The organism is Flavobacterium salilacus subsp. salilacus, assembly GCF_004634195.1.
In the GTDB taxonomy this organism is placed as follows: domain Bacteria; phylum Bacteroidota; class Bacteroidia; order Flavobacteriales; family Flavobacteriaceae; genus Flavobacterium; species Flavobacterium salilacus.
In genome coordinates, this window is the sequence record NZ_SKBP01000001.1 from 417,905 (window position 1) to 439,823 (window position 21,919).

The following is a 21,919-nucleotide window of genomic DNA, read 5'->3' on the forward strand; positions in this document are numbered from 1 at the left end:
ATCTTTTATTAAAATTTTATTACAACAACTGCTTCTTTTATATCATTATAAGGTATTTCGGCTCTTTTTTGCACTGTTTCCTTACCTTTTCCTATTTGTTTCGGCTCGCGGGCTTTCCACTCTAAAACAATAAACTCGTCATTTGTTTCGGTAAGCGTTGCTTCCAAATCCTGATTTTCGGTAACTATCTTTAGTGTTCTGCCAACATTTTTAGCATATTGCCTTTTGTTTGTAAGGGGCGTGGTAGCCCCTGCAGATGTTACTTCCAACGAGAAATCATGCTCCTCCCTGTCAAGATTGTGTTCTATAGCCCGACTTATGTCAATACAATCCTGCAGGTTCACTCCCTTATCGCCGTCCAGGGTTACCATGATTTTATTGGAATCTGTAATCTTCAGGTCAATAAGAAAGAGCGAAGGGCGTTCTTCCAGAGCCGCTTCAAGCAGGGTGCTTACTTTCTCTTTAAATGTCATATTCTTTATAAAAAGAGGGGACTATAGCCCCCTCATTATTTAGTTTTTCAATAAATAACCGCGCAAATATACTAATTATTTTTATATATTGAAAATCATTGGATAGTGTAAAATAAATTCTTACTTTTATAGTATTAAAACATTACACAAATTTGTCAATACTTTAAGATTTACTCCTAATTATTATGAAAAAAATCCTAGTCCCAACAGACTTTTCTGAACACGCCGAATATGCACTGAAAGTAGCTGCACAGATTGCCCGTAAAAATAACGGTGAAATTTTCTTACTGCACCTTCTTGAGCTTCCCAACCATGTAGCTGACGGTGTAGGCGAAAGCAACGCCGTAGGTGCAAGCGCAGGCATACCCGAGGTTATGTTCTTTATGAAAAAAGTACGTGAACGTTTCGAAGAGGTTGTAAATGCCCCATATTTACAAGGAATAAAAGTTGTTGAAGCAATACAATTTGAAAAAGCTTTTGACGGCATTATGAAACACAGCAAAGATCATGGCATAGACCTTATTGTAATGGGGTCGCACGGAGCGAGCGGTTTCAGAGAAATGTTTATAGGTTCTAATACTGAAAAAGTTGTAAGAACTTCTAATGTGCCTGTACTGGTTATCAAAAAAGATGAAGGAGAGTTTACACCGCAAAAATTTGTTTTTGCTTCTGATTTTTCTAAAGAAATAAAAGAGCCTTTTGCAAAAGTTGTTGAATTTGCAAACGCCTTCGATATGGAGTTGGATCTTGTTTATATTAACACTCCAAACGATTTTAAATCTACCCATGCAGCAGAGAAATTAATGCAGGAGTTTGTAGCCGGATTTAACATCAACAACCTTGATACTTACATTTATAATGATGTAAATGTAGAAAAAGGAATACTGCATTTTGCCAACAGCATTAATGCCGACATGATAGGCATGTGCACACACGGCAGACAGGGGCTTGCTCACTTTTTTAACGGAAGCATTAGCGAAGACCTTGTAAACCATGCGGTAAGACCGGTGGTTACCTTCAAAATATAAGCTACATATAGTGTAGAAACAAAAAAACCTCTCAAATTGAGAGGTTTTTTGTTGGCCTACTAGGACTCGAACCTAGAACGACTGAACCAAAATCAGCTGTGTTACCGATTACACCATAGGCCAATCTTCTTCATTGCGGGTGCAAATGTAGCATATAATTTTTTTATTGCAAATTTTTACATTAAAAAAAAGTAAAAAACTTATATATTACTGAGTATTAGGATGAAAAATCAGTATCGAATAACAGAACATTTAATGGCGTAAAACAAAAACACAATAAATACGTTAATGCCATAAACCATTACCATGTTTTTAACAAACAGGCATAAAAAACACACCGAACACCATTACCTTAAACAAAAAAATAGTTTCTTTGCAATACAAATAATCCGGTACAATTCATAATACATGATAACATTCAATTATAAGAAATGGAATACCCTGCTTGGCTGGTTCACTTTTGCCATAGCAATGATTGTCTATTCATTAACTGTTGAACCCACCCTTAGTTTTTGGGATTGTGGCGAGTATATTGCCACTGCTGCAAAGCTCGAAGTAGGTCACCCGCCGGGAGCGCCGCTTTTCCAGATGATGGGTGCTTTTTTTGCCATGTTTGCCATCAGTCCGGACAAAGTTGCCCTTATGGTCAATATGGTATCGGTAGTATCCAGTGCATTTACTATACTATTTCTGTTCTGGTCGGTTACCATTATTTTAAAAACCATGGTGTCCCGATTTTCAGAATTCAATAATAATAACGCTGTTGCCATACTGGGCAGTGCTTTTGTAGGTGCTTTGGCATTTACTTTTTCCGATAGTTTCTGGTTTAACGCCACCGAAGCCGAAGTATATGCTATGGCTTCACTCTTTATAGCGCTATTACTTTGGTTAGGATTACGCTGGGAGCAGGATATGCACACACCACGCGGCAACAAGTGGTTGCTTATCATATCACTTGTAGTAGGGTTATCCTTCGGGGTACACTTTATGGCATTGCTTGCCATACCTGCTATTGGATTTATCTATTTCTTTAAAAATTATGAAACCGTAACGGTTAAAAATTTCCTGATTGCCAATGTAGTTATTGTGGCGGTATTGCTTTTCATATTTAAACTGCTGTTACCCTATACCATGGCACTTTTCGGGAAAACCGAAATATTTATGGTGAATAGTTTGGGTATGCCTTTTAACTCCGGTACTATTTTTATAGCCTTACTTATTATAGCTTTCTTTTACTTCGGTCTTAAATATACCCACAAAAAGGGGCTTCCGCTATACAACACCATACTGCTTTGTACGCTATTTATCCTTATAGGTTTCTCTACATGGATGATGCTGCCCATACGCGCCAATGCCAATGTGGTAATTAATGAGAACCGCCCTTCGGATGCTGCCGAGGTGCTTGCCTATTATAACAGGGAGCAGTATGGAGAGCAAAAATTATTTTACGGCCCTATGTTCTCGGATACTTATGCAGGGCTTGATAAAAACAACCCGTATGAGGATGAAAAACCTAACTATCAAAGAGATTATAAAACAGGCAAATATGTAATTGTAAATAATTATAAAAATGCCAAGCAAAATACAGACGATAACCATAAAGGATTTATGCCGAGAATGTGGAGTACAGAGCATGCCGTTAACTATATGCGCTATACCAAACCTCTTGACTTCAGGCTCGACCCTGCTATTGATTATGAAAGAGAACTGCGTCAATATGGTATAGACCCCGAAATGATGAACGAGCAGGACTATGCAAACTATGTAAACGAAATAAGGGGCGAACTGGAAAATACTGTAAATAAATTTAAGGCAGATTATCGTTCAGGCAGAGCCGACCTGGAAGATTACAATAAATTCCTTAATTCATACGGGCAATATTTAATTATAGAAAAACCGTCGTTTTGGGATAATATGGATTACATGATAAACTACCAGTTTGGCTATATGTACGGCAGGTATTTTATGTGGAACTTTGCCGGAAGGCAAAATGATATACAAGGGCGTGGCGATAATATTGACGGTAACTGGATAAGCGGTATTAAACCGTTTGACGCCATGAGGCTTGGCTCCCAGGACAATATGACTTCTGACCAAAAAAATAACAAAGGGCGTAATATGTATTTCATGATTCCGCTTATATTAGGGTTTATTGGTGTAATCTATCATGCTTTTAAAGACCTGAAGAGTTTTTATGTACTGCTAATTTTATTCCTGTTTACAGGGCTTGCCTTAAAAGTATATCTTAACGAGCGTCCATTTGAACCACGCGAAAGGGATTATGCCCTTGTAGGTTCATTCTTTGTATTCTCTATGTGGATAGGATTTGGTGTATATGCTATATATGATAGTATTAAAAATTATCTGAAACCAAAAATTGCAGCACCACTGGTTATTGCAGTAACGTTGTTGGCAGCTCCTGTATTAATGGCATCGCAAAACTGGGACGACCACAACCGTTCAGGGCGTTACACCGCACTTGCCATGGCAAAAGCCTACCTGTCGTCCTGCGAGCCCAATGCTATATTGTTTACCATTGGAGATAACGATACCTTCCCGCTATGGTATGCACAGGAAGTAGAAGGTTTCCGTACCGATATCAGGATTGTGAATACCAGCTTGTTTATGACTGACTGGTATATTGACCAGATGAAAAGACAGGCATACGAATCGAAACCAATGCCTATTTCGTTTAAACACGAGCAGTATGTACAGGGAACAAGAGATTATATGCTGTACATACCTGAAACTGATGAACGATGGGATATTAAAACTTTCCTGACGTTTGTAGGCTCAGACGACCCCCGTGTTAAAAAGGAGCTTAATAACGGGCATATGGTAAACTATTACCGTACCAACAAAATAAGACTTACTATTGACAAGGAAAATATCATTAAAAACAAAGCGGTAAGCCCTGCACAATACGATTCTATTGTTCCTTATATAGATATCGACATTAAAGGTGACGCTTTGTACAAAAACCGTCTTATGATGCTGGATATACTGGCAAATAATAACTGGGAACGTCCTATATACTTTACCGGTGGCAGCTTTGGCGATGATGACTACCTGTGGATGAAGGACTACCTGCAACTGGATGGTATGGTATTTAAACTCGTACCCATACGCACCCCGATACCTGAAGATGGAAGCCCGTTGGATATGGGGTATATAGATGCCGATAAAATGTATGATATTGTAATGCAATGGGATTGGGGTAACAGCAACAGTCCTGATATATATCATGACCCTGAAACCCGTAAAAACAGTATTACTTTCCGTACTAACTTGGCAAGGTTGATGGAAAAACTGATTGAAGAGGGTAAAGAAGAAAAAGCGAAAAAGATAATAGACCTGGCAATGGAAAAAATGCCGTTAGAGTACTATGGCTATTACACCCTTTTAGAGCCTTTTGCTACCGGATATTACAAAACAGGCAATAAAGAAAAAGCGAGAGCAATGCTTGCTGAATTGATTAAGAAATATCAGGAAAACCTAACATTCTTTAAAGGACTCAAAATAAGCCAACAAGATGTTCATCATATTGATATTATTACAGATATTGAACGTTACAGAAGCCTACTGTGGATTATGAGAGAGCAAGGTGATACCGCACTTTACAATAAAGAAAAGCCTGCCTTTAATAAGTTTAACGAAATGTTTAAACGCTACGACAGGGATAACGAGTAATACTTTTAAAATAATATGTAATTTTGAGAGGCAGTATCATATAGATACTGCCTCTTTTACTTTACAAAAACACAGGGGCTATGAAAATGTATTGGGTAAAAACACGGTGGTTTATAAAGCGGATATTTTCGAGGTTTGTGTGGGATATTCCTAACTCAAACCAAACAATCTATCTTACTTTTGATGATGGCCCTACCCCCGAAATTACCGAATGGGTATTGGGCGTATTACGTCAACGCAATATTAAAGCTACCTTTTTTTGTATTGGTAATAATATAGAAAATCATCCGGACATCTTCAATACAATAGTTACCGAAGGGCATGCCATAGGCAACCATACCTACAACCATCTTAATGGCTGGCATACTAATGACAAGGTTTATATTGAAAATGCAGAGGCTGCGGAAACTTCTATCATTAAACGATATCCTGAATTTGAAAAGGTAAAATTGTTTCGTCCGCCTTATGGCAAAATGAGGCGAACACAAGCAAAACACGTGTGTAGTAAAGGCTACAGGATAATAATGTGGGATGTGCTGAGTGCTGATTTTGACAGGAATATAAGCCCTGAAAAATGCCTTAAAAATGTTATAGAAAACACACGCAACGGTAGTGTAATTATTTTTCACGACAGCATAAAAGCAGCTACCAATATGCAATATGCATTACCATTGGCAATAGACTACTTGACAGAAAAAGGATTCAGATTTGCAAAAATTAGCTCGCCTGTTCCTGTACCAATGCAATAATGGTATTAGCATCAAGCTCGCCTGATTGCCTCCATACCATTTGCCCGTCTTTATAAATCATAAGTGTAGGCAACCCTTTTATTCTAAGGGCATCGGCCAGTTCCTGATTTTTATCTACATCTATTTTTATAACCTTGGCTTTATCGCCCAATGCAGCCGCTACATCCCTCATTACAGGGTGCATGGATACTGATGGCTCATTCCATTCTGTATAAAAATCGATCAGTACTGGTACCGGGGAGTTAATAAGTTCTCCGAATTTTGACATAAATTAAAATTTAAACCGACCTAAAAGCTATTATAATTCCGCAAAAATTTACACAAATATAACAATTTTACTAATCTATGCTATCTTTTGACCCTTTTTTAGTTCCAAAACGGTAATTTCAGGCCATATCCCTACTCTGCCGGGATAGGCATGAAAACCAAAACCTCTGTTTACATAAACATAGCGACCCGCATTTTCATACAGCCCTGCCCATTGCTTATAGATATACTGTACAGGACTCCACTTTATAAAGCCCGGCACTTCTATCCCAAATTGCAGCCCGTGTGTATGCCCGCTCAGCGTAAGGTGGTAGTTATTATGATTGTCTTTCACCTCATATTCCCAGTGCGATGGGTCGTGGCTCATCAGTATTTTAAAATCTTCGGGAGTTAACCCTTCCGAAGCTTTAGGTAAATCGCCCGCTTTTTTAAAATTGTGTCCCCAGTTCTCTACTCCTACCAACGCTATTTGCTGTCCGTCCTTTTCAATTTTTACATTCGCGTTAAGTAATAGCTTGAAATCAATCTGACGGTGCAGGTCTTTTATTGCTTCAAAATTATCTTGTTTCTCCTTTTCAGTGTCCCAAGTAACATATTCGCCATAATCATGATTTCCTAACACCGAATATTTACCAAATGCGGGGGGAGCAATACGCTTAAAGGTCTCAACCCAGGGATGCATTTCAGTAGCGTGAGTATTTACAATATCGCCTGTAAAAAGTATAATGTCTGATTTTTGTTCATTAATAAGGTCAATAGCATGGCTTATTTCATCAGGATCGTCAAAACTACCGCTGTGCACATCAGATATTTGTGTGATGGTAAGCCCGTCAAAGTTATCCGGCAGGTCGGGAAAATAAATAGTTTTTTTTCTGACTTTAAAATTGTACTTCCCTTTAGTAACTCCGTACAGTAACGACAGAAACGGTATTGCTGCCAGCCCCAAGGCAACCTGACTCACAAACTTTCGCCTTTCGCTGAAAAAAGATTCGTTACTGTTGCCTAAAAATTCGCGCATCAATCCTGAAAAAATTCGGGTAACATCTTCCAAGAACATCATACTCGCTATAACTATTTTAGGAATAAATGTAATAAGCAGCAGCCCTATAGTAAACAGGCTTTGTTTATTTTGCCCCACACTCCTGTCAAACTGCGTAAATGAGTAGGCTATATATAATATGATAAAAAATGAAAGACCCTGATATGCCCACAACAACCAGCGGAGCTTGGTAACAGTGCGTAATGCCTGAAAGGCATAAATTTCTATCACTGCCACAAAAACGAATAATAATATCCAACGAAACATTTATATATAAATTTGATATACAAAGTAACGAATAATGAAGGTATTTGTTACAGAATAAATAACAGTTGCACAAATTAATCCTGATTAGCAGTAAGCCTCTTCCTATTCTGCATTGGTTTGTTTATTTTTACGGTCAAATCATTTTTTTATGTCACAGCAAAAACGACTTTTCCTGCTCGATGCCTACGCGCTCATCTTCCGTGGTTATTATGCCTTTATAAAAAATCCCCGAATCAACTCAAAAGGTATGGATACCTCTGCAATCATGGGGTTTATGAACTCATTACTGGATGTGATAAAGCGTGAAAAACCCGATCATCTTGCTGTAGCTTTTGATAAAGGCGGAAGCGTTGTGCGTACTGAAATGTTTACAGCATATAAAGCCAATCGTGATGAAACCCCCGAAGCCATAAAAATTGCCATCCCCTATATACACGATATACTAAAGGCAATGCACATACCCATAATAGAACTGGAAGGCTGCGAAGCCGACGACCTTATAGGTACTATAGCCAAGCAGGCGGAAAAAGAAAACTATCAGGTGTTTATGGTTACACCCGATAAAGATTTTGCACAATTAGTATCTGAAAATATATTTATCTACCGCCCTGCACGTATGGGCAACGGTATAGAGATATGGGGAGTGCCCGAAGTACTGGAACGTTTTGAAATAGAACGCCCCGAACAGATTGTTGATTTTTTAGGTATGATGGGCGATGCCATAGATAACATACCGGGACTGCCGGGTGTAGGCGAAAAAACAGCCAAAAAATTCCTGAAAGAATATGGTACTATGGAAAACCTGTTGGCGAATACCCATCAGCTAAAGGGAAAGATGAAAGAGAATATAGAGGCGAATAAGGAGAAAGGCATCATGTCGAAAATATTGGCTACTATCATGATCGACTGTGATGTAGTTTTTAATGAAACCGATTATGAGCTTTCCAAACCTGATACTGAAAAAGTAGAAGCACTATTTCAGGAATTGGAGTTCAGGAGGATGGCAGAGCAATTCCATAAAATATTTACGGAAGATGTGGATAGTACTGCACCTCCGCAAGGCATGCCCCCTTCAAAAAGTGTTGCAAAGCAAAAAGACGACTCACAGTTTTCGTTGTTTGGAGAACCGGCAGCAGGAGATGCCACAACTCCTCATACTGACTTTTATAAAAACCTTACTACTACCAACCACGTGTATCAAGCCATACAGGGCAGCATCGGTATAGGCCTGTTACTGCGCGATATGCTGCAACAAAGCACCGTATGCTTTGATACCGAAACCACAGGCATTGATGCCCTTACTGCCGAACTGGTAGGCATGTCTTTCTCTTGGGAAGCAGGAAAAGGCTTTTATGTGCCCGTACCCGAAAATCGTGAAGAAGCCCAGGAGTTAGTCAACAAGTTTGTTCCGTTTTTTGAAGATGAGAACATCGAAAAAGTAGGACAAAACTTAAAATATGATATAAAGGTGTTGGCTAATTACGGTATTACCGTAAAAGGAAAACTTTTTGATACCATGATTGCGCACTACCTCATTAACCCCGATATGCGACATGGTATGGATGTACTTGCCGAAACCTATCTGCAATACTCACCCATGCCTATAGAAAACCTCATCGGAAAGAAGGGTAAGAATCAGAAAAGTATGCGCACTGTGGAGCTCGACCTTATAAAGGAATATGCTACCGAGGATGCTGATATTACGCTACAACTAAAAGAAATTTTTGCACCGCAACTGGAAGCAACCGCTACCCGAAAATTATTTGACGAAATAGAAATACCCCTTATGCCTGTACTTGCCGCAATGGAGCGCGAAGGTATTAAGCTCGATACTGATTATTTAAAAAAATTATCAGAAGTACTGGCAAGCGACATAAAAGGTCTTGAACAAAAAATATACGAAACCGCAGGCGAATCGTTCAATCTTGCATCGCCAAAACAACTGGGCGATATATTGTTTGACAAACTAAAAATAGGTGGAGCAAAACAAAAGAAAACCAAAACAGGGCAGTATGCTACCGGTGAAGAGGTACTGTCGTACCTCGCAAAAGAACATCCCATAGTACAGGATATACTGGACTGGCGACAACTGGTAAAACTGCAAAATACCTATGTTGATGCGTTGCCGTTACAGGTATCTGAAAAAACAGGGCGTGTGCATACGGACTATATGCAAACGGTGGCTGCCACAGGACGCCTTAGCTCTAACAACCCTAACCTGCAAAACATACCGATACGTACCGAAAGAGGGCGACAGATACGTGCGGCATTTGTAGCGCGCGATGAAAATTACACCCTGCTTTCTGCTGACTACTCGCAGATAGAACTGCGCATTATTGCTGCACTAAGCGGTGACCCCGAAATGGTAAATGCCTTCAAAAACGGAGAGGATATTCACGCTTCTACCGCTGCCAAAGTGTTTAATGTGGCTCTGGAGAATGTAACCCGCGAACAGCGAAGCCATGCCAAAACGGTTAACTTTGGTATCATCTATGGTGTTTCGGCATTTGGGTTGAGTAACCAAACGTCGTTAAGCCGTTCGGAATCGAAAGAATTGATTGATGCCTATTACAAAACCTATCCTACACTAAAGCAATACATACAAGACCAAATAGAAATGGCGCGCGAACAGGGCTACGTACAAACCATACTGGGCAGAAGGCGTTACCTGAAAGACATTAACTCGCAAAACGCCGTAGTGCGTGGTGCTGCCGAGCGTAATGCCGTAAATGCCCCGATACAGGGCAGTGCTGCCGACATTATTAAAATTGCGATGATAAACATACAGCAAAAACTGGTTAGTGAAAACTGGAAAAGCAAAATGTTGCTGCAAGTGCATGATGAGCTTGTTTTTGACGTGCATAACAGCGAATTGGAAAAAATAAAGCCGATGATAAAACACGAAATGGAAAACGCCTTTAAGCTGGATATACCGTTAGATGTTGATATGGGTGCCGGTAAAAACTGGCTTGAAGCGCATTAATTGTAACAATTGTGTTTTATTACATACGTATTACTAAACCTAATTATTACTATGAAAAAATACTTTTTTATACTTCTTACACTAAGTGCTGCGCTAACTACTTATGCACAAAACGAACCTAAATTTCAAAAAATTGACAGTGTACTTAATTACTTTACTGCCAATGATAAGTTTATGGGATCGGTTACAATACGCGAAAAAGATATGGTTGTTTTTGAGAAAGCCTACGGGTATGCTGATGTTGAAAACAAGGTAAAAGCCAACGTTGACACTAAATATAAAATAGGCTCTATCACCAAGATGTTTACTTCGGCTATTATTTTTCAATTAATCGAAGAGAAAAAACTAACGCTTGATACTAAACTGGCAGAATATTTCCCACAAATAAAAAATGCCGACAGTATCAGCATAAAAAACCTTTTGAACCATAGCAGCGGTATCTACAATTTTACAAATGATAGCCTTTTTATGGATTATGCCGAGATACCGCAAACGCGTAAAGCCATGCTGCAACGCATTACCGATTATGGCTCGGTTTTTAACCCCAATGAAAAAGCAGATTACAGTAACAGTAATTACCTTTTATTAGGGTATATAATAGAGGACATTACTAAAAAACGTTATAAGGATGTGGTAGCGGAAAGAATTATAAAAAAAATCAATCTGAAAAATACCTACTATTATGGTAAAATAAACCCTAAGCGTAACGAGGCATACTCCTATTCATTTGACGGTACTGCCTGGGAGAAACAAGAAGAATGGCATGAGTCGGTTGCCTTTGCTGCGGGTGCGTTACAAAGTACTCCTACTGATTTAACTAAATTTATCAGGGCATTATTTGAAGGGGCTATTATAAAGAAAGAGTCACTTGAGGAAATGAAAATGATGGATTTCGGATACGGTAAAGGCATTTTTATATTCCCATTCGGCGAACGACGTTTTTACGGTCATGACGGCAGTATAGAAGGTTTTGCATCCATATTGGGTTATTACCCGAAAGATGAAATGAGTATTGCCATGACTATTAATGGCGAAAACTATGACTCTAACCAAATTTTAATTGGAGTATTAAGCAGTTACTACAAAGTGCCTTACCGCTTGCCAAATTTAAAAACAGCACAGGTAGCTACTGAAATACTTAAAAGTTATGAGGGTATTTATGCTTCGCCAACTATCCCGCTAAAAATAACTATTAAACTTGAAGATAATCAACTAATGGCACAAGCTACAGGGCAGGGTTCTTTCCCGTTAAACCCATTAAGCGATACTGAGTTTAACTTTGAACCGGCGGGTATTACCGTTAACTTTAAAGAAAATGGTTTTACCATACACCAGGGCGGTACTGTTAATGTGTTTACCAGAGAGTAATTTAATGTATATTCGTATTTTAAAACCATCCATTTATGAGAAAAAAATATGGTATAATTATATTTATGCTATTAAAATCATCTTAGCTCTATGTTTAAAATTACCCATTAATAGGTACTTTAATTTCTATTATTAATCATATATTCGCCATCGTTTTAGTCGACGAAAACAAATAAAAGTTTAATTTAAATTATTTAAAATCCAATGAAAAAATTTATTTTAGGTTCATTAGCCTTAGTTCTATTCAGCTCACAAATAAGTTGTGATTCTGACCAATCTAATCAGCAACTAGACGAAACAACTGTAAACTTTGGTGAGAATCACACTAAAAGTGCGTCAAACACACTAATGGATGCAGTATTAAAAGACCAAGAATTTAAAGACTTAATAGCAGATTATTATTCTTTTTTTAATCTGGAAAAAGATGTGGATAAACTTCATGTAATTTTAAACAAGTTTGAAACTAGTGATCCTAATTCAACAGCATCTCTTTCAGACAGAAATGATTTTGCTTTATCTTTAGGACTTAGCGATTTCAATGATTATGTTGAGTTTAATGATAAACAGCAAGAACGTATTAATTCACTTGACAGGCAATATGGCTTCAATAATTCTTTTACTGAAGGCGAAAAAATAGAACTTTTTATAATTGGTTTTGACCAGTTACTAGAGCCTACTGCCGATAACTGTAGAAGAAGACTTAGAAATTGCCGAAATACTGCTCATGCAGGAGCACTTGTAGCACATTTAGGATGCGGAACTCTCGATCTTACTGTTATTGCAGGACTTATCTGTCATGGTGCTGTTGCTGTAGGTCATTCTGCTGCGCTAGATGATTGCCAATTAGATTATGAAGAATGTATAAGTAAATAATAGCTTTATAATGAAATATAAAATTTAACATCTATTTAAATTTAGTCGGCTAATACGTATTAGTTGGCTAAATTTATTTAAAATAAGCACTAAAAATCCAATGAAAAAATTTATTTTAGGTTCATTAGCCTTAGTTCTATTCAGTTCACAAATAAGTTGTGATTCTGACCAATCTAATCAGCAATTAGACGAAACAACTGTAAACTTTGGTGAGAATCACACTAAAAGTGCGTCAAACACACTAATGGATGCAGTATTAAAAGACCAAGAATTTAAAGACTTAATAGCAGATTATTATTCTTTTTTTAATCTGGAAAAAGATGTGGATAAACTTCATGTAATTTTAAACAAGTTTGAAACTAGTGATCCTAATTCAACAGCATCTCTTTCAGACAGAAATGATTTTGCTTTATCTTTAGGACTTAGCGATTTCAATGATTATGTTGAGTTTAATGATAAACAGCAAGAACGTATTAATTCACTTGACAGGCAATATGGCTTCAATAATTCTTTTACTGAAGGCGAAAAAATAGAACTTTTTATAATTGGTTTTGACCAGTTACTAGAGCCTACTGCCGATAACTGTGAGGAAACCCTTAATGGCTGTTTAAATATAGCTAGTGCTACAGCTGTTATAGGAGGTTTAGGTTGTGGAATGGTAAGTAATGGCAATATTTCTGGTCTTAGTTGCTATAGCTTAGTAACGATTAATCATAATATCGCGATAAATTATTGCATTTCAGGATTTAATAGTTGTAAAGGGTAATAAATAATTTAATACTAAAATTGATGAAAAAAAATAAAAACAAATATGGTATAATGATACTCATACTTTTACTGGTATTTATATCATTTAGAAACAGGCTTATCGATTTAAGCACAAACGTTGTTTTGGTAATTACTATTAGTTTTGTTGCTCTAGTTTCTTTTATAGCTTATTTAAAGTTTAGAGAAGATAAAAAAGTTAGCACTGTAGATTATAGAAGAATAGCTATAGCCGGCATTTTTATAGCTTGGACTATAGGCTATGGTATATACAATTATGCAACATACCCATAATAATTGCCTTAAACACTATTAAGTAAAAATTAAAAACCGCTATATGCTTAAAAACATATAGCGGTTATTTTATTTATAGTTTTCTGGTCGATTCTCGTTGTCTCAACTCGGTTTTAATCACTTTAGTTACATATTCCGGTGCTTCCTCTTCTTTAGCTTCAAGACGATTAATAAGCATTTCGGCAGCAGCCTCGCCAATTTCAGGACCGTGCTGGCTCACTGTTGAAAGGCTTGGGGTGAGCCTCCTTGACCATACCCCATCGGCAAAGCCTATTATATTAAGCTCATCGGGTATTTTGATGCCTTTTTTTATAGCGTGTTTCATTGCCATTACTGAGGCATGCTCGTCAAGCGCGAAAATACCGTCTATATCATTCTCAAAAACAAATCCCAGCTTATTGTCAAATTCCTCTGTATTGTCGGTAAGGAGTATAATGTTTTCATCCACTTTATAATTGTTATCAGCAACCGCTTTCCTATACCCCTTAGCTCTTAACTTGCTCACACTTAGATTATCTATGGTAGAAAGTAACGCTATTCTTTTACAGTTTAGTTTTATCATGTGGTTTACAGCATGAACCGCCGAATCGAAATCATCTACAACAACTTTATCACAGCTTACTTCGTCGGATATCCTGTCGAACATCACAATCGGTATATCATCGGATATTGCTTCTTTAAAGTGCTTAAAATCCTGCTTAGTTTGCGTTTCTTCGGATATCGAGAGTATAAAACCATCTATAGTACCATTGCTCAGCATATCCATAGCATGAATTTCTTTTTGTAAAGATTCGTTAGAGATACAGGTTATTACATTATACCCTCTGTCGTTAGCGGCTTTCTCTATACCGCTGAATACTTTGGCAAAAAACGGGTTAAGTATATTAGGTATAATAACGCCTATAGTTTTGGTTCGTTTACTCTTTAGGTTTACAGCTATATTATTAGGCTTATAGTTTTTAAGCTTGGCAAACTCCTGAACTCTTATTTTGGTAGGTTCGCTAATTTCAGGACTGTTACTGAGCGCCTTGGACACTGTTGAAACGGAGACATTGAGTTCTTTGGCAATTTGCTTTAATGTAGCTTTCTGTTTCATATCCTGATAAATTTAAATTTAAGTAAAATAACGAAAAAAATACGAAAACTGTACACTCTACTTATTACTACTGCCAAAAAATATAAGAATTATCATGCTCAAAGTAACAATCAATACCTGCACAGCAGAGAAATAAGTATCCATACTGCTGTAATAAATTACTGTAAAAGTTAATGTTTTTACAAAATTTTAAACCAATAAGCAATGGGAATACAACCGTAAAATATCCTGTAATACTGCTTAAAGACTACAAGATACCTAAAAAAGATATGATTATATATTTTTCAAATTCTTATTAAACAAATCATAAAATTTAAAAATCTGTCAGATTGACTAAAAACCAACAGGAATAATACTGCGTAAATAAAGATACATCTGAAAAGCAGATTTGCCACACCTGTATATTATTAACCATAACGAATTAGTATTATGAACAAGAAAGTAGAAGTAAAAGAAGTAAGGAGCGGTCTTCATGACAGGCGAAGCTTCTTGAGGATTAGTGGTCTTGCAGTTGCAGGCACAGGTTTATTATTAGCCGGATGTAGTAGCGACGACGATGGCGGAACACCGCCGGTAGACAACCAGTTACCCGGTATAAGAAACGGCGTGTTCGACCTTGGTGGCGGCGATTTAGGGGTACTTACCTATGCGTATGCGCTTGAGCAACTTGAGGCTGATTTTTATACCAGAGTGGTAAACGGAAACGCTTTTGGATCAACTTTTAACAGCGAAGAACAACAAGTGCTTGAGGATCTGTACAATCACGAAGTGATACACAGAGAGTTTTTCAGAACAGCAATATCAGGGGCACTGGGCAATGATGCGCAGGACAGATTATTGCCGGATCTTCAGTTTGATTATGGTTCCCTGAACTTTAATAACCGAATGAGTGTACTTACTACTGCAAAAGCACTGGAAGATACCGGAGTATCGGCATATAACGGTGCGGGCAGGTACATTACTACGCCTGATTATCTTGTTATAGCAGGAAAAATCGTATCGGTTGAAGCCAGACATGCCGCTGCAATAAGGGATTTACTTAACCCGGGGTCTGCCGATTTTGCAGGCGATGATATTGTGGATGCCAATGGTTTGGACCCGGCACAGATGCCTTCACAAATATTGAGTGCGGTATCTAACCTCAACTTTATACAAACCAATTTTACGGCAATGTTCTTACCATAAATTAACCCTTTAAAAACGACATTATTATGAATATTATAAAATTTATAGAGTCATTTACAGATGATAATCTGTATAATGCTAAAGGCTCACGAAGAGAAAGTTTAAGCCAGTTTGGAAAAATAGGTGCTAACGCTGCAAAAGCGGCAATACCTTTCGGTTTAGCATCGGTATTGTTTTCACAAAAAGCCAATGCGGCAACTGCTGCCTCTATGGCGGCTGTGGCAGACACTCCAACATCGGCATTACAGTTAGCACTTACGCTAGAGTATCTTGAAGACGAGTTTTACGCTATGGCGCTTGATATGAACGGGCTAATTCCTGCTGAAGACAGAGCAATTTTTGAACAAATAGGACAGCATGAGTCGGCACACGTACAGTTCTTGATGTCAGCATTAGGAGATGCAGCTCCCGAAAAACCAAACTTTGATTTTACCGTAGGCGGTGCATTCAATACATTTGGCGACTACCCAACCTTTTTGGCACTATCACAAGCGTTTGAAGATACAGGAGTACGCGCCTACAAAGGTCAGGCAGGAAACCTTATTACCACCCCCGACTTGCTTACGGCTGCGTTACAAATACACTCTGTAGAAGCACGCCATGCATCGCAAGTAAGAAGATTAAGAGGATACAAAGGATGGATTGAAGGCAATAACCGCGATGGGCTTCCTGAAGCTGCACAACCGGTATATGACGGTGAAGAAAACATACTACAAGCAGGTTTTAATACCTCAACAGTAAATGGTATCCCATCGGGAGCAGGTTCTGAATCATTTGATGAAATACTGACAGGCGACCAGTCGGTAAGCATTGCAAGCCTGTTTATCGTATAAAAATATGATTGTCATGTTAAGTTAGGTTAGTCTTACTGCCCGCTGATAGTATCAGCGGGCAGTTTGTTTTTATATATACAGTACTATAAAAACAAATCCTTTTCACTATAATTTGGGTGACTTCGGGGTTCGAACCCTGTTTTCCTCATCCACAATGAGGTGTTTTACCACATAAACTAAAGCCACCATTTTAGAAGACCTGACAGGACTTGAACCTGTACTCCAAGAATCAAAATCTTGTATGCTAACCATTACATTACAGGTCTGTTTGTACTCCACCTCGGATTCGAACCAGGATTACACATGGTTTAAGCCTGATGCCTCTGCCTATTGAACCAGTGGAGCTTTTAGTACGGGAAGGGAGAGTCGAACTCCCAAAATCTTGGTTCTAAGCCAAGCGCGTCTGCCGGTTCCGCCATTCCCGCGTTTTAATTCATCCTGTAAACTAGTCTGGGAAGCAGGACTCGAACCTGCAACCTCCTGCATCCAAAGCAGGTAAACTTCCAATTGTTATATTCCCAGTTTTGCAGTACTGACGGGATTTGAACCCGCAACCTTCCGAGAGACAGTCGGGTGCACTAGCCGTTGTGCTACAGTACTCTATTTTAATATTGAGGCGAGGATGAGATTCGAACTCATGAATAACAGATTTGCAGTCTGCCGCCTTAACCATTCGGCCACCTCGTCTTTTTTGCGGAGAGCAAAGGAATTGAACCTTCATCACTTTGCAGTGAACTTGCTTAGCAGGCAAGCGTAACAAACCAATATTTACCTACTCTCCTTTTTCAATTTAAACCATAAAAAAAGCATCTCTTTGCGGGAGATGCTTATGAATACTATGGTATGCCTATACATTTAGGTCATTACATATATCATCTCCTTTTGGGTTGAAACAAGTTGCTCGTCACTACATAATAATGCCATGGGCTGCGGCAGACAGAGCTGCTGACTTATATATATACTATGTAGTATTTGATGTTTCATTTTTATAGTATTTGTTGTTGTTTTTACTGATGCAAATATTGAACGTTTTTTTGAATTACACAAGAAAAATTTTAATTTATTTTATTGACTATCAGGTATTTATGTTTAAATAAAGGCAATAAAATCCCTGTCCGTATTACACGGATATTTGTGATTTGCAACAATCGTCTGTCTCTCAATTGTTTTCTGTTCAATGCTTACTTTTTATGCTCTTGTTTACTCGGTTTCATATCGTTTAAAAAATTTCATAAAAAAAGCGCCCAATGTTACTTGGACGCTTAAATTGTATATAGATATTTTAGTTATTACCTCTAAAAATCATTTAAAATTACCACATAGCGTCCACCACGCTCAATATCTGAGCGAGAAATACAGAGACTTAGTCTCGGCTGTTGAATGCTATGTAATCTGTTTGAATTCATTTCGATTGCAAATATTATAATTTTTTTCAGTTATATTGCCTGATTATAAAATTTTTAAATCATTTTCTGTAAAAACTTTTATAAAGCTGTCTTTCTCTAAGTTATTTAAAGAAAAGTTATAATCAGCCTTGTCCTCTTCGGTAATTATTTCTCCACCTAATAATTCAATAATGTTATTAAACATTAAAGGGTTATGCCATTGCTGGTATAATGCCTGTGTGGCAAGTAAATACACTTCTGAATTACCGGAAACCCTCGCATTACCCGAACCAAAGTTCAACAATACAAAACTTTGTCGTTTACCTTCGGGTATTAGCATACCTAATACGGTTCCTCTTTCTACAGACTGGCATTTAACCTCTGCAAAAAGTTTATTAGGATCCATCATATAGTTATAGTTTACACTATCGCCCTTACCAACAACTATTTTATACTCACAATTACCGGAACCTGAAAACACATTACTCATAATAAGCGTTGGCATACTCAAGCCCTTATTAGCATACAGGTATTCTACCGCTCCATTAGGTGCACTGGTAATATCACCTGAATATAACAAATTGTTTGCTTGATTATAAGCTGAATTCCAGCCTACTTTTCCGCCAATATTTAAGCCTGATAAGTCTATATCATGAGCTCCCCATGCGTTTTCCCAATATACACCAACTGCCAGAGCATCGCCATAAAACTTAGTACCCGTAGGAATGTTTCCTATATACATTTTCTCAGAAGTTGGTAAAGCAAACTGTACATCATTTGGTATAAAAAATGTTTTACCTGCTATATCAAACCTTGTTTTTATATAATTTTCCAGGAATTGATAATTATTCCAAACGACATGCTTTGCGTCTCCTTTTTTAACGAAGGATTTACCATTTCTTATACGGTACAAAAATGCATCCTGACCATTCATCCTTGTATAACAGGCTGAAATAGCTTTGAACAATGCAAAAGGGGTGGCATTATCTAACCAATACATATCTGTTTTTGACAAGAGCATACTGGTAACATAGTTAAGCGGATTTACAACTAATGGTTTATGATGTGTTTTAGACAGCTTAGTTATTTTATTAATTGTTTTACCGCACTTAGGCTTAAACGCTAAAAACAAAGGTTTGAAACGGTTAAATATCTCTGCCATTTTTTCTAAACCAAACTGTTCTAACTGAACTGCCGGATTATAATTGGACGCTGCAATAGCTGTTATCGTTTCATCATTTTTAATCAATAATGATTCACCGGTAGCCCTGTAAATAATATAGCGGAAAAACTCCATCGTATCTGTAGGTAACACACCATACATATCGGCAAGTTTTATTACTGCCTCTTTATTTTTAATGTTCTCGTTACCTGTAAATTTAAAACCAAGTTCATCTACTAAAACAGATAAAATATCATTTACGGTTTCCTCTTTTAAAGCAATGCCCGACTGCAATAACGCTAAGCTTTTACTAGTCATTTCTGCTTTTGTGTAAGCTTTAACTACTTTAAAAGTAACTTTAAGTCCCGGTACGTTTAGTACCTCTTCCGGTATATAAATTTCACTTTGAAAGTTACTGCCGTAAGTAGAGACATAATGTGTTATTTGCTCCATTAACAAACTCTCACGAGAACTGAATAAAATTTTGCTCCAGGATTTATGAAATGTTTTGTTTAAGCCATAACCATCAAGCTTTTCATCCTTATAAAAGTTAATAATTTCTTTTTTAGCCCATAGCGCACTTGGTTCTATTATAAAACCTTGTTGAGATACAAACGGCTTTTGTGTTGATTCTTTAGCAACAACGGCATTGAATAATTTTAATGTTTTCATTTTTATAAAAAATAAGTGGGAAGTATGTCAAGTAAGAGTTGATAAATAGGAACTTCCTTTACCTATTTTAAAAAGACGAAGAGTAAAATCAACCACGACTCTTTCGAGCACTGGAGTCGAACCAGTATATAGGAACTCTTTCTGTCTTTTATTTATCAGCGGGAAGTAATCGTGGAAAATAAATAGGAACTTCCTTTGCCGATTTTTACTATGTTTTTTTAATTACACTTCAAAAGTATAGTTGTTGTGCGCGGTCATTTTGCGCAGTATAAAATTTTTTATTTATTTTTTCTTCTTTTTCTCTTCCAAGGAGCATTTTTTTCCCAGTCGCCTGCCATAATACAGCCGTAAGGCAATACCTCATCGATTACTTTCCCTAAACCGAATTCTTCCATTTGGTTTCTCACGGTTTCTGCATTTTTATACGCACTCGGTAATTCTGTAATATCAATCTCGTTTGAGAAGAATCGAACATCAAGCCCTTGTGTTTCCATTTCGAAAATTTCCTGAAATGTGCCTTCTTTACTCTTTCTATGCTGAGTACGGCTTATGTTTCTACCCGCACCATGAGGGGCAAAGCCAAGGTTACCTTCGGTTGTTTCACCTTCAACAATCAAAACGGGTTCAGACATATTTAAAGGAATCAATCGCGGTCCTGTAATATCGGGCATAAACTTCTTATCAAGCGGCGTAGCACCCTTAGCATGGTAAAACAAATCACCATCTTTAAACACAAAGTTATGCTCATTCCAAAACCTGTTTTGTTTATCGATACCTAATTTCTCCAGCGTAGCGTCATGAATGCACTCATGGTTCATCTTAGTCCATTTACGTACAATCTGCAATGCTTCCCAGTATTTCTCACCTTCTTCGGTATCAAAAGGAATCCATGCATTTTGCTTTAAAGTTTCAGGCGATAATTCTTTCCTAAAACGCTCTGCTACTTTCATACCCTTATCATATAAGTTAGCTCCGAAACCTCTGCTTCCGTGATGCGTAACCATCATAGTATTCCCTGTGTTTTTAGAGATTCCTATGAATAAGAAGTGATTTCCGTCACCCTGAGTTCCTAAATGTGACCTCGCTGCCGAGATACATTTCTGATCGTTTAAAAAGAAGTTAGCTTCAATCTCAGCAAGTAAATCCATCGGAAACCTGAATTGGTTTTCTCGTGAACGTCCGCCCGGACCGAAATGTGTAATACTATGTGCAGCATCTAAAACTGCTCTCGGGTCAGTTTTTCCAAAATCGGTTAACATTACAGAGCAGCAAATATCTGCACTGTGCATACCCGGATGGATTGCATTTTTTGCCACAGCTACCCCGCCCACAGGAATTGTACCTACAGAACCTGTAGGACAGGCATCGGGCATTATAGCTCCTTTTACTAATGTTGGAGTTCGCATCAAAGCATCCATAGTTTCAACCACACTATTTACATTAAATTCTTCCAATTCATTTTCAGGTTTAATATTAACCGAAAAAGGTATAGCTTCGCGGTGTAAATTTATTGGTGGAGGCGATTTAAACTGCTCTAAATAATTAGTTAATGCATCGTCTTCCAGTTGATTGGTATTAATATGTTCCAGAGCTTCTTTCATCCATTTTCCTGACCTGAAGCCCATCTCGATAAGTTCGTTTCCTGTAAGGTTTGTTTTGTTTTCCATTTTTTAATCCTTTTTGTGAAGCTCCGCCGACTCCCCGTTCGACGGAGCACTACTGTTTAATCTTTTGTATAGATTGTTTTGATTCCGATACAAATATTTTAACCCAACTGCGCATTCTTTTTG

General features: G+C 37.7%; 16 protein-coding genes and 8 tRNA genes. 10 read left to right on the forward strand and 14 right to left on the reverse strand.

Translation table 11 applies throughout. The annotated features are described in order from the left end of the window. Nucleotides 1–8 precede the first annotated feature (8 nt). On the reverse strand, nt 9–473 hold the full coding sequence (gene rimP / locus E0W68_RS01985; RefSeq protein WP_135217727.1) for a ribosome assembly cofactor RimP: 465 nt from the start codon (nt 471–473) through the stop codon (nt 9–11). 185 nt (nt 474–658) lie between these two features. Between rimP and E0W68_RS01990 the strand changes: the two genes are divergently transcribed. Then, a complete protein-coding gene (locus E0W68_RS01990) occupies nt 659–1,501 on the forward strand; it encodes a universal stress protein (RefSeq protein ID WP_135217728.1) in 843 nt (280 codons plus the stop codon). A 51-nt stretch (nt 1,502–1,552) separates the two neighbouring features. Here the strand turns inward: E0W68_RS01990 and E0W68_RS01995 are convergent. Then, nucleotides 1,553–1,624, reverse strand: a tRNA-Gln gene (locus E0W68_RS01995). Nucleotides 1,625–1,909: 285 nt separating this feature from the next. Between E0W68_RS01995 and E0W68_RS02000 the strand changes: the two genes are divergently transcribed. Beyond that, on the forward strand, nt 1,910–5,191 hold the full coding sequence (locus E0W68_RS02000) for a glycosyltransferase family 117 protein (protein WP_135217729.1): 3,282 nt from the start codon (nt 1,910–1,912) through the stop codon (nt 5,189–5,191). Between the two features lie 80 nt (nt 5,192–5,271). Beyond that, a complete protein-coding gene (locus tag E0W68_RS02005; protein WP_135217730.1) occupies nt 5,272–5,940 on the forward strand; it encodes a polysaccharide deacetylase family protein in 669 nt (222 codons plus the stop codon). Here E0W68_RS02005 and E0W68_RS02010 read toward each other — a convergent pair. Further along, nucleotides 5,909–6,208, reverse strand: coding sequence for a thioredoxin family protein (locus E0W68_RS02010; protein ID WP_135217731.1), 300 nt, complete (start codon nt 6,206–6,208; stop codon nt 5,909–5,911). The genes E0W68_RS02005 and E0W68_RS02010 overlap by 32 nt on opposite strands. A 75-nt stretch (nt 6,209–6,283) precedes the next feature. Further along, nucleotides 6,284–7,513, reverse strand: coding sequence for a metallophosphoesterase (locus E0W68_RS02015; protein ID WP_135217732.1), 1,230 nt, complete (start codon nt 7,511–7,513; stop codon nt 6,284–6,286). A 148-nt stretch (nt 7,514–7,661) separates the two neighbouring features. Between E0W68_RS02015 and polA the strand changes: the two genes are divergently transcribed. The 5 genes from polA (at nt 7,662) to E0W68_RS02040 (ending at nt 13,796) form a co-directional block, all read left to right on the forward strand. Next, nucleotides 7,662–10,496, forward strand: a complete 2,835-nt coding sequence (gene polA / locus E0W68_RS02020) for a DNA polymerase I (protein WP_135217733.1) — start codon at nt 7,662–7,664, stop codon at nt 10,494–10,496. Nucleotides 10,497–10,547: 51 nt separating this feature from the next. Further along, nucleotides 10,548–11,864: a serine hydrolase domain-containing protein gene (locus E0W68_RS02025; RefSeq protein ID WP_135217734.1), complete on the forward strand. Its 1,317-nt coding sequence runs from the start codon at nt 10,548–10,550 to the stop codon at nt 11,862–11,864. Nucleotides 11,865–12,068: 204 nt separating this feature from the next. Continuing rightward, on the forward strand, nt 12,069–12,737 hold the full coding sequence (locus E0W68_RS02030; protein WP_135217735.1) for a hypothetical protein: 669 nt from the start codon (nt 12,069–12,071) through the stop codon (nt 12,735–12,737). A gap of 100 nt (nt 12,738–12,837) precedes the next feature. Beyond that, entirely contained in the window at nt 12,838–13,503 is a 666-nt protein-coding gene (locus E0W68_RS02035; protein WP_135217736.1) for a hypothetical protein, read from the forward strand. A gap of 53 nt (nt 13,504–13,556) precedes the next feature. Further along, entirely contained in the window at nt 13,557–13,796 is a 240-nt protein-coding gene (locus tag E0W68_RS02040) for a hypothetical protein (RefSeq protein WP_162845788.1), read from the forward strand. Between the two features lie 73 nt (nt 13,797–13,869). Here the strand turns inward: E0W68_RS02040 and E0W68_RS02045 are convergent, their stop codons facing one another. Continuing rightward, nucleotides 13,870–14,892 (reverse strand): LacI family DNA-binding transcriptional regulator, encoded by a 1,023-nt coding sequence (locus E0W68_RS02045; RefSeq protein ID WP_135217738.1) that lies wholly within the window; start codon nt 14,890–14,892, stop codon nt 13,870–13,872. A gap of 429 nt (nt 14,893–15,321) precedes the next feature. Here E0W68_RS02045 and E0W68_RS02050 point away from each other — a divergent pair, with 429 nt between their 5' ends. Both E0W68_RS02050 and E0W68_RS02055 read left to right on the forward strand, forming a co-directional pair. After that, nucleotides 15,322–16,077 carry a ferritin-like domain-containing protein gene (locus E0W68_RS02050; protein ID WP_135217739.1) on the forward strand — a complete coding sequence of 252 codons (756 nt, stop codon included), beginning with the start codon at nt 15,322–15,324 and terminating at the stop codon, nt 16,075–16,077. 26 nt (nt 16,078–16,103) lie between these two features. Further along, nucleotides 16,104–16,910 (forward strand): ferritin-like domain-containing protein, encoded by an 807-nt coding sequence (locus tag E0W68_RS02055; protein ID WP_135217740.1) that lies wholly within the window; start codon nt 16,104–16,106, stop codon nt 16,908–16,910. Nucleotides 16,911–17,025: 115 nt separating this feature from the next. On the opposite strand, the gene E0W68_RS02060 is transcribed toward E0W68_RS02055, so the two are convergent. The 9 genes from E0W68_RS02060 to E0W68_RS02100 form a co-directional block, all read right to left on the reverse strand. Continuing rightward, nucleotides 17,026–17,096, reverse strand: a tRNA-His gene (locus tag E0W68_RS02060). Nucleotides 17,097–17,104: 8 nt separating this feature from the next. After that, a tRNA-Gln gene (locus tag E0W68_RS02065) sits at nt 17,105–17,176 on the reverse strand. Between the two features lie 85 nt (nt 17,177–17,261). After that, a tRNA-Leu gene (locus E0W68_RS02075) sits at nt 17,262–17,335 on the reverse strand. 24 nt (nt 17,336–17,359) lie between these two features. Continuing rightward, nucleotides 17,360–17,432 (reverse strand) — tRNA-Pro (locus E0W68_RS02080). 5 nt (nt 17,433–17,437) lie between these two features. Continuing rightward, nucleotides 17,438–17,510 (reverse strand) — tRNA-Asp (locus E0W68_RS02085). Between the two features lie 14 nt (nt 17,511–17,524). After that, nucleotides 17,525–17,597: transfer RNA gene (locus tag E0W68_RS02090), tRNA-Cys, on the reverse strand. Between the two features lie 7 nt (nt 17,598–17,604). Next, a tRNA-Ser gene (locus E0W68_RS13820) sits at nt 17,605–17,691 on the reverse strand. Nucleotides 17,692–18,359: 668 nt separating this feature from the next. Continuing rightward, nucleotides 18,360–20,129, reverse strand: coding sequence for a hypothetical protein (locus tag E0W68_RS02095; protein WP_135217741.1), 1,770 nt, complete (start codon nt 20,127–20,129; stop codon nt 18,360–18,362). Nucleotides 20,130–20,407: 278 nt separating this feature from the next. Next, a complete protein-coding gene (locus E0W68_RS02100) occupies nt 20,408–21,796 on the reverse strand; it encodes an RtcB family protein (protein WP_135217742.1) in 1,389 nt (462 codons plus the stop codon). Between the last annotated feature and the right edge of the window lie 123 nt (nt 21,797–21,919).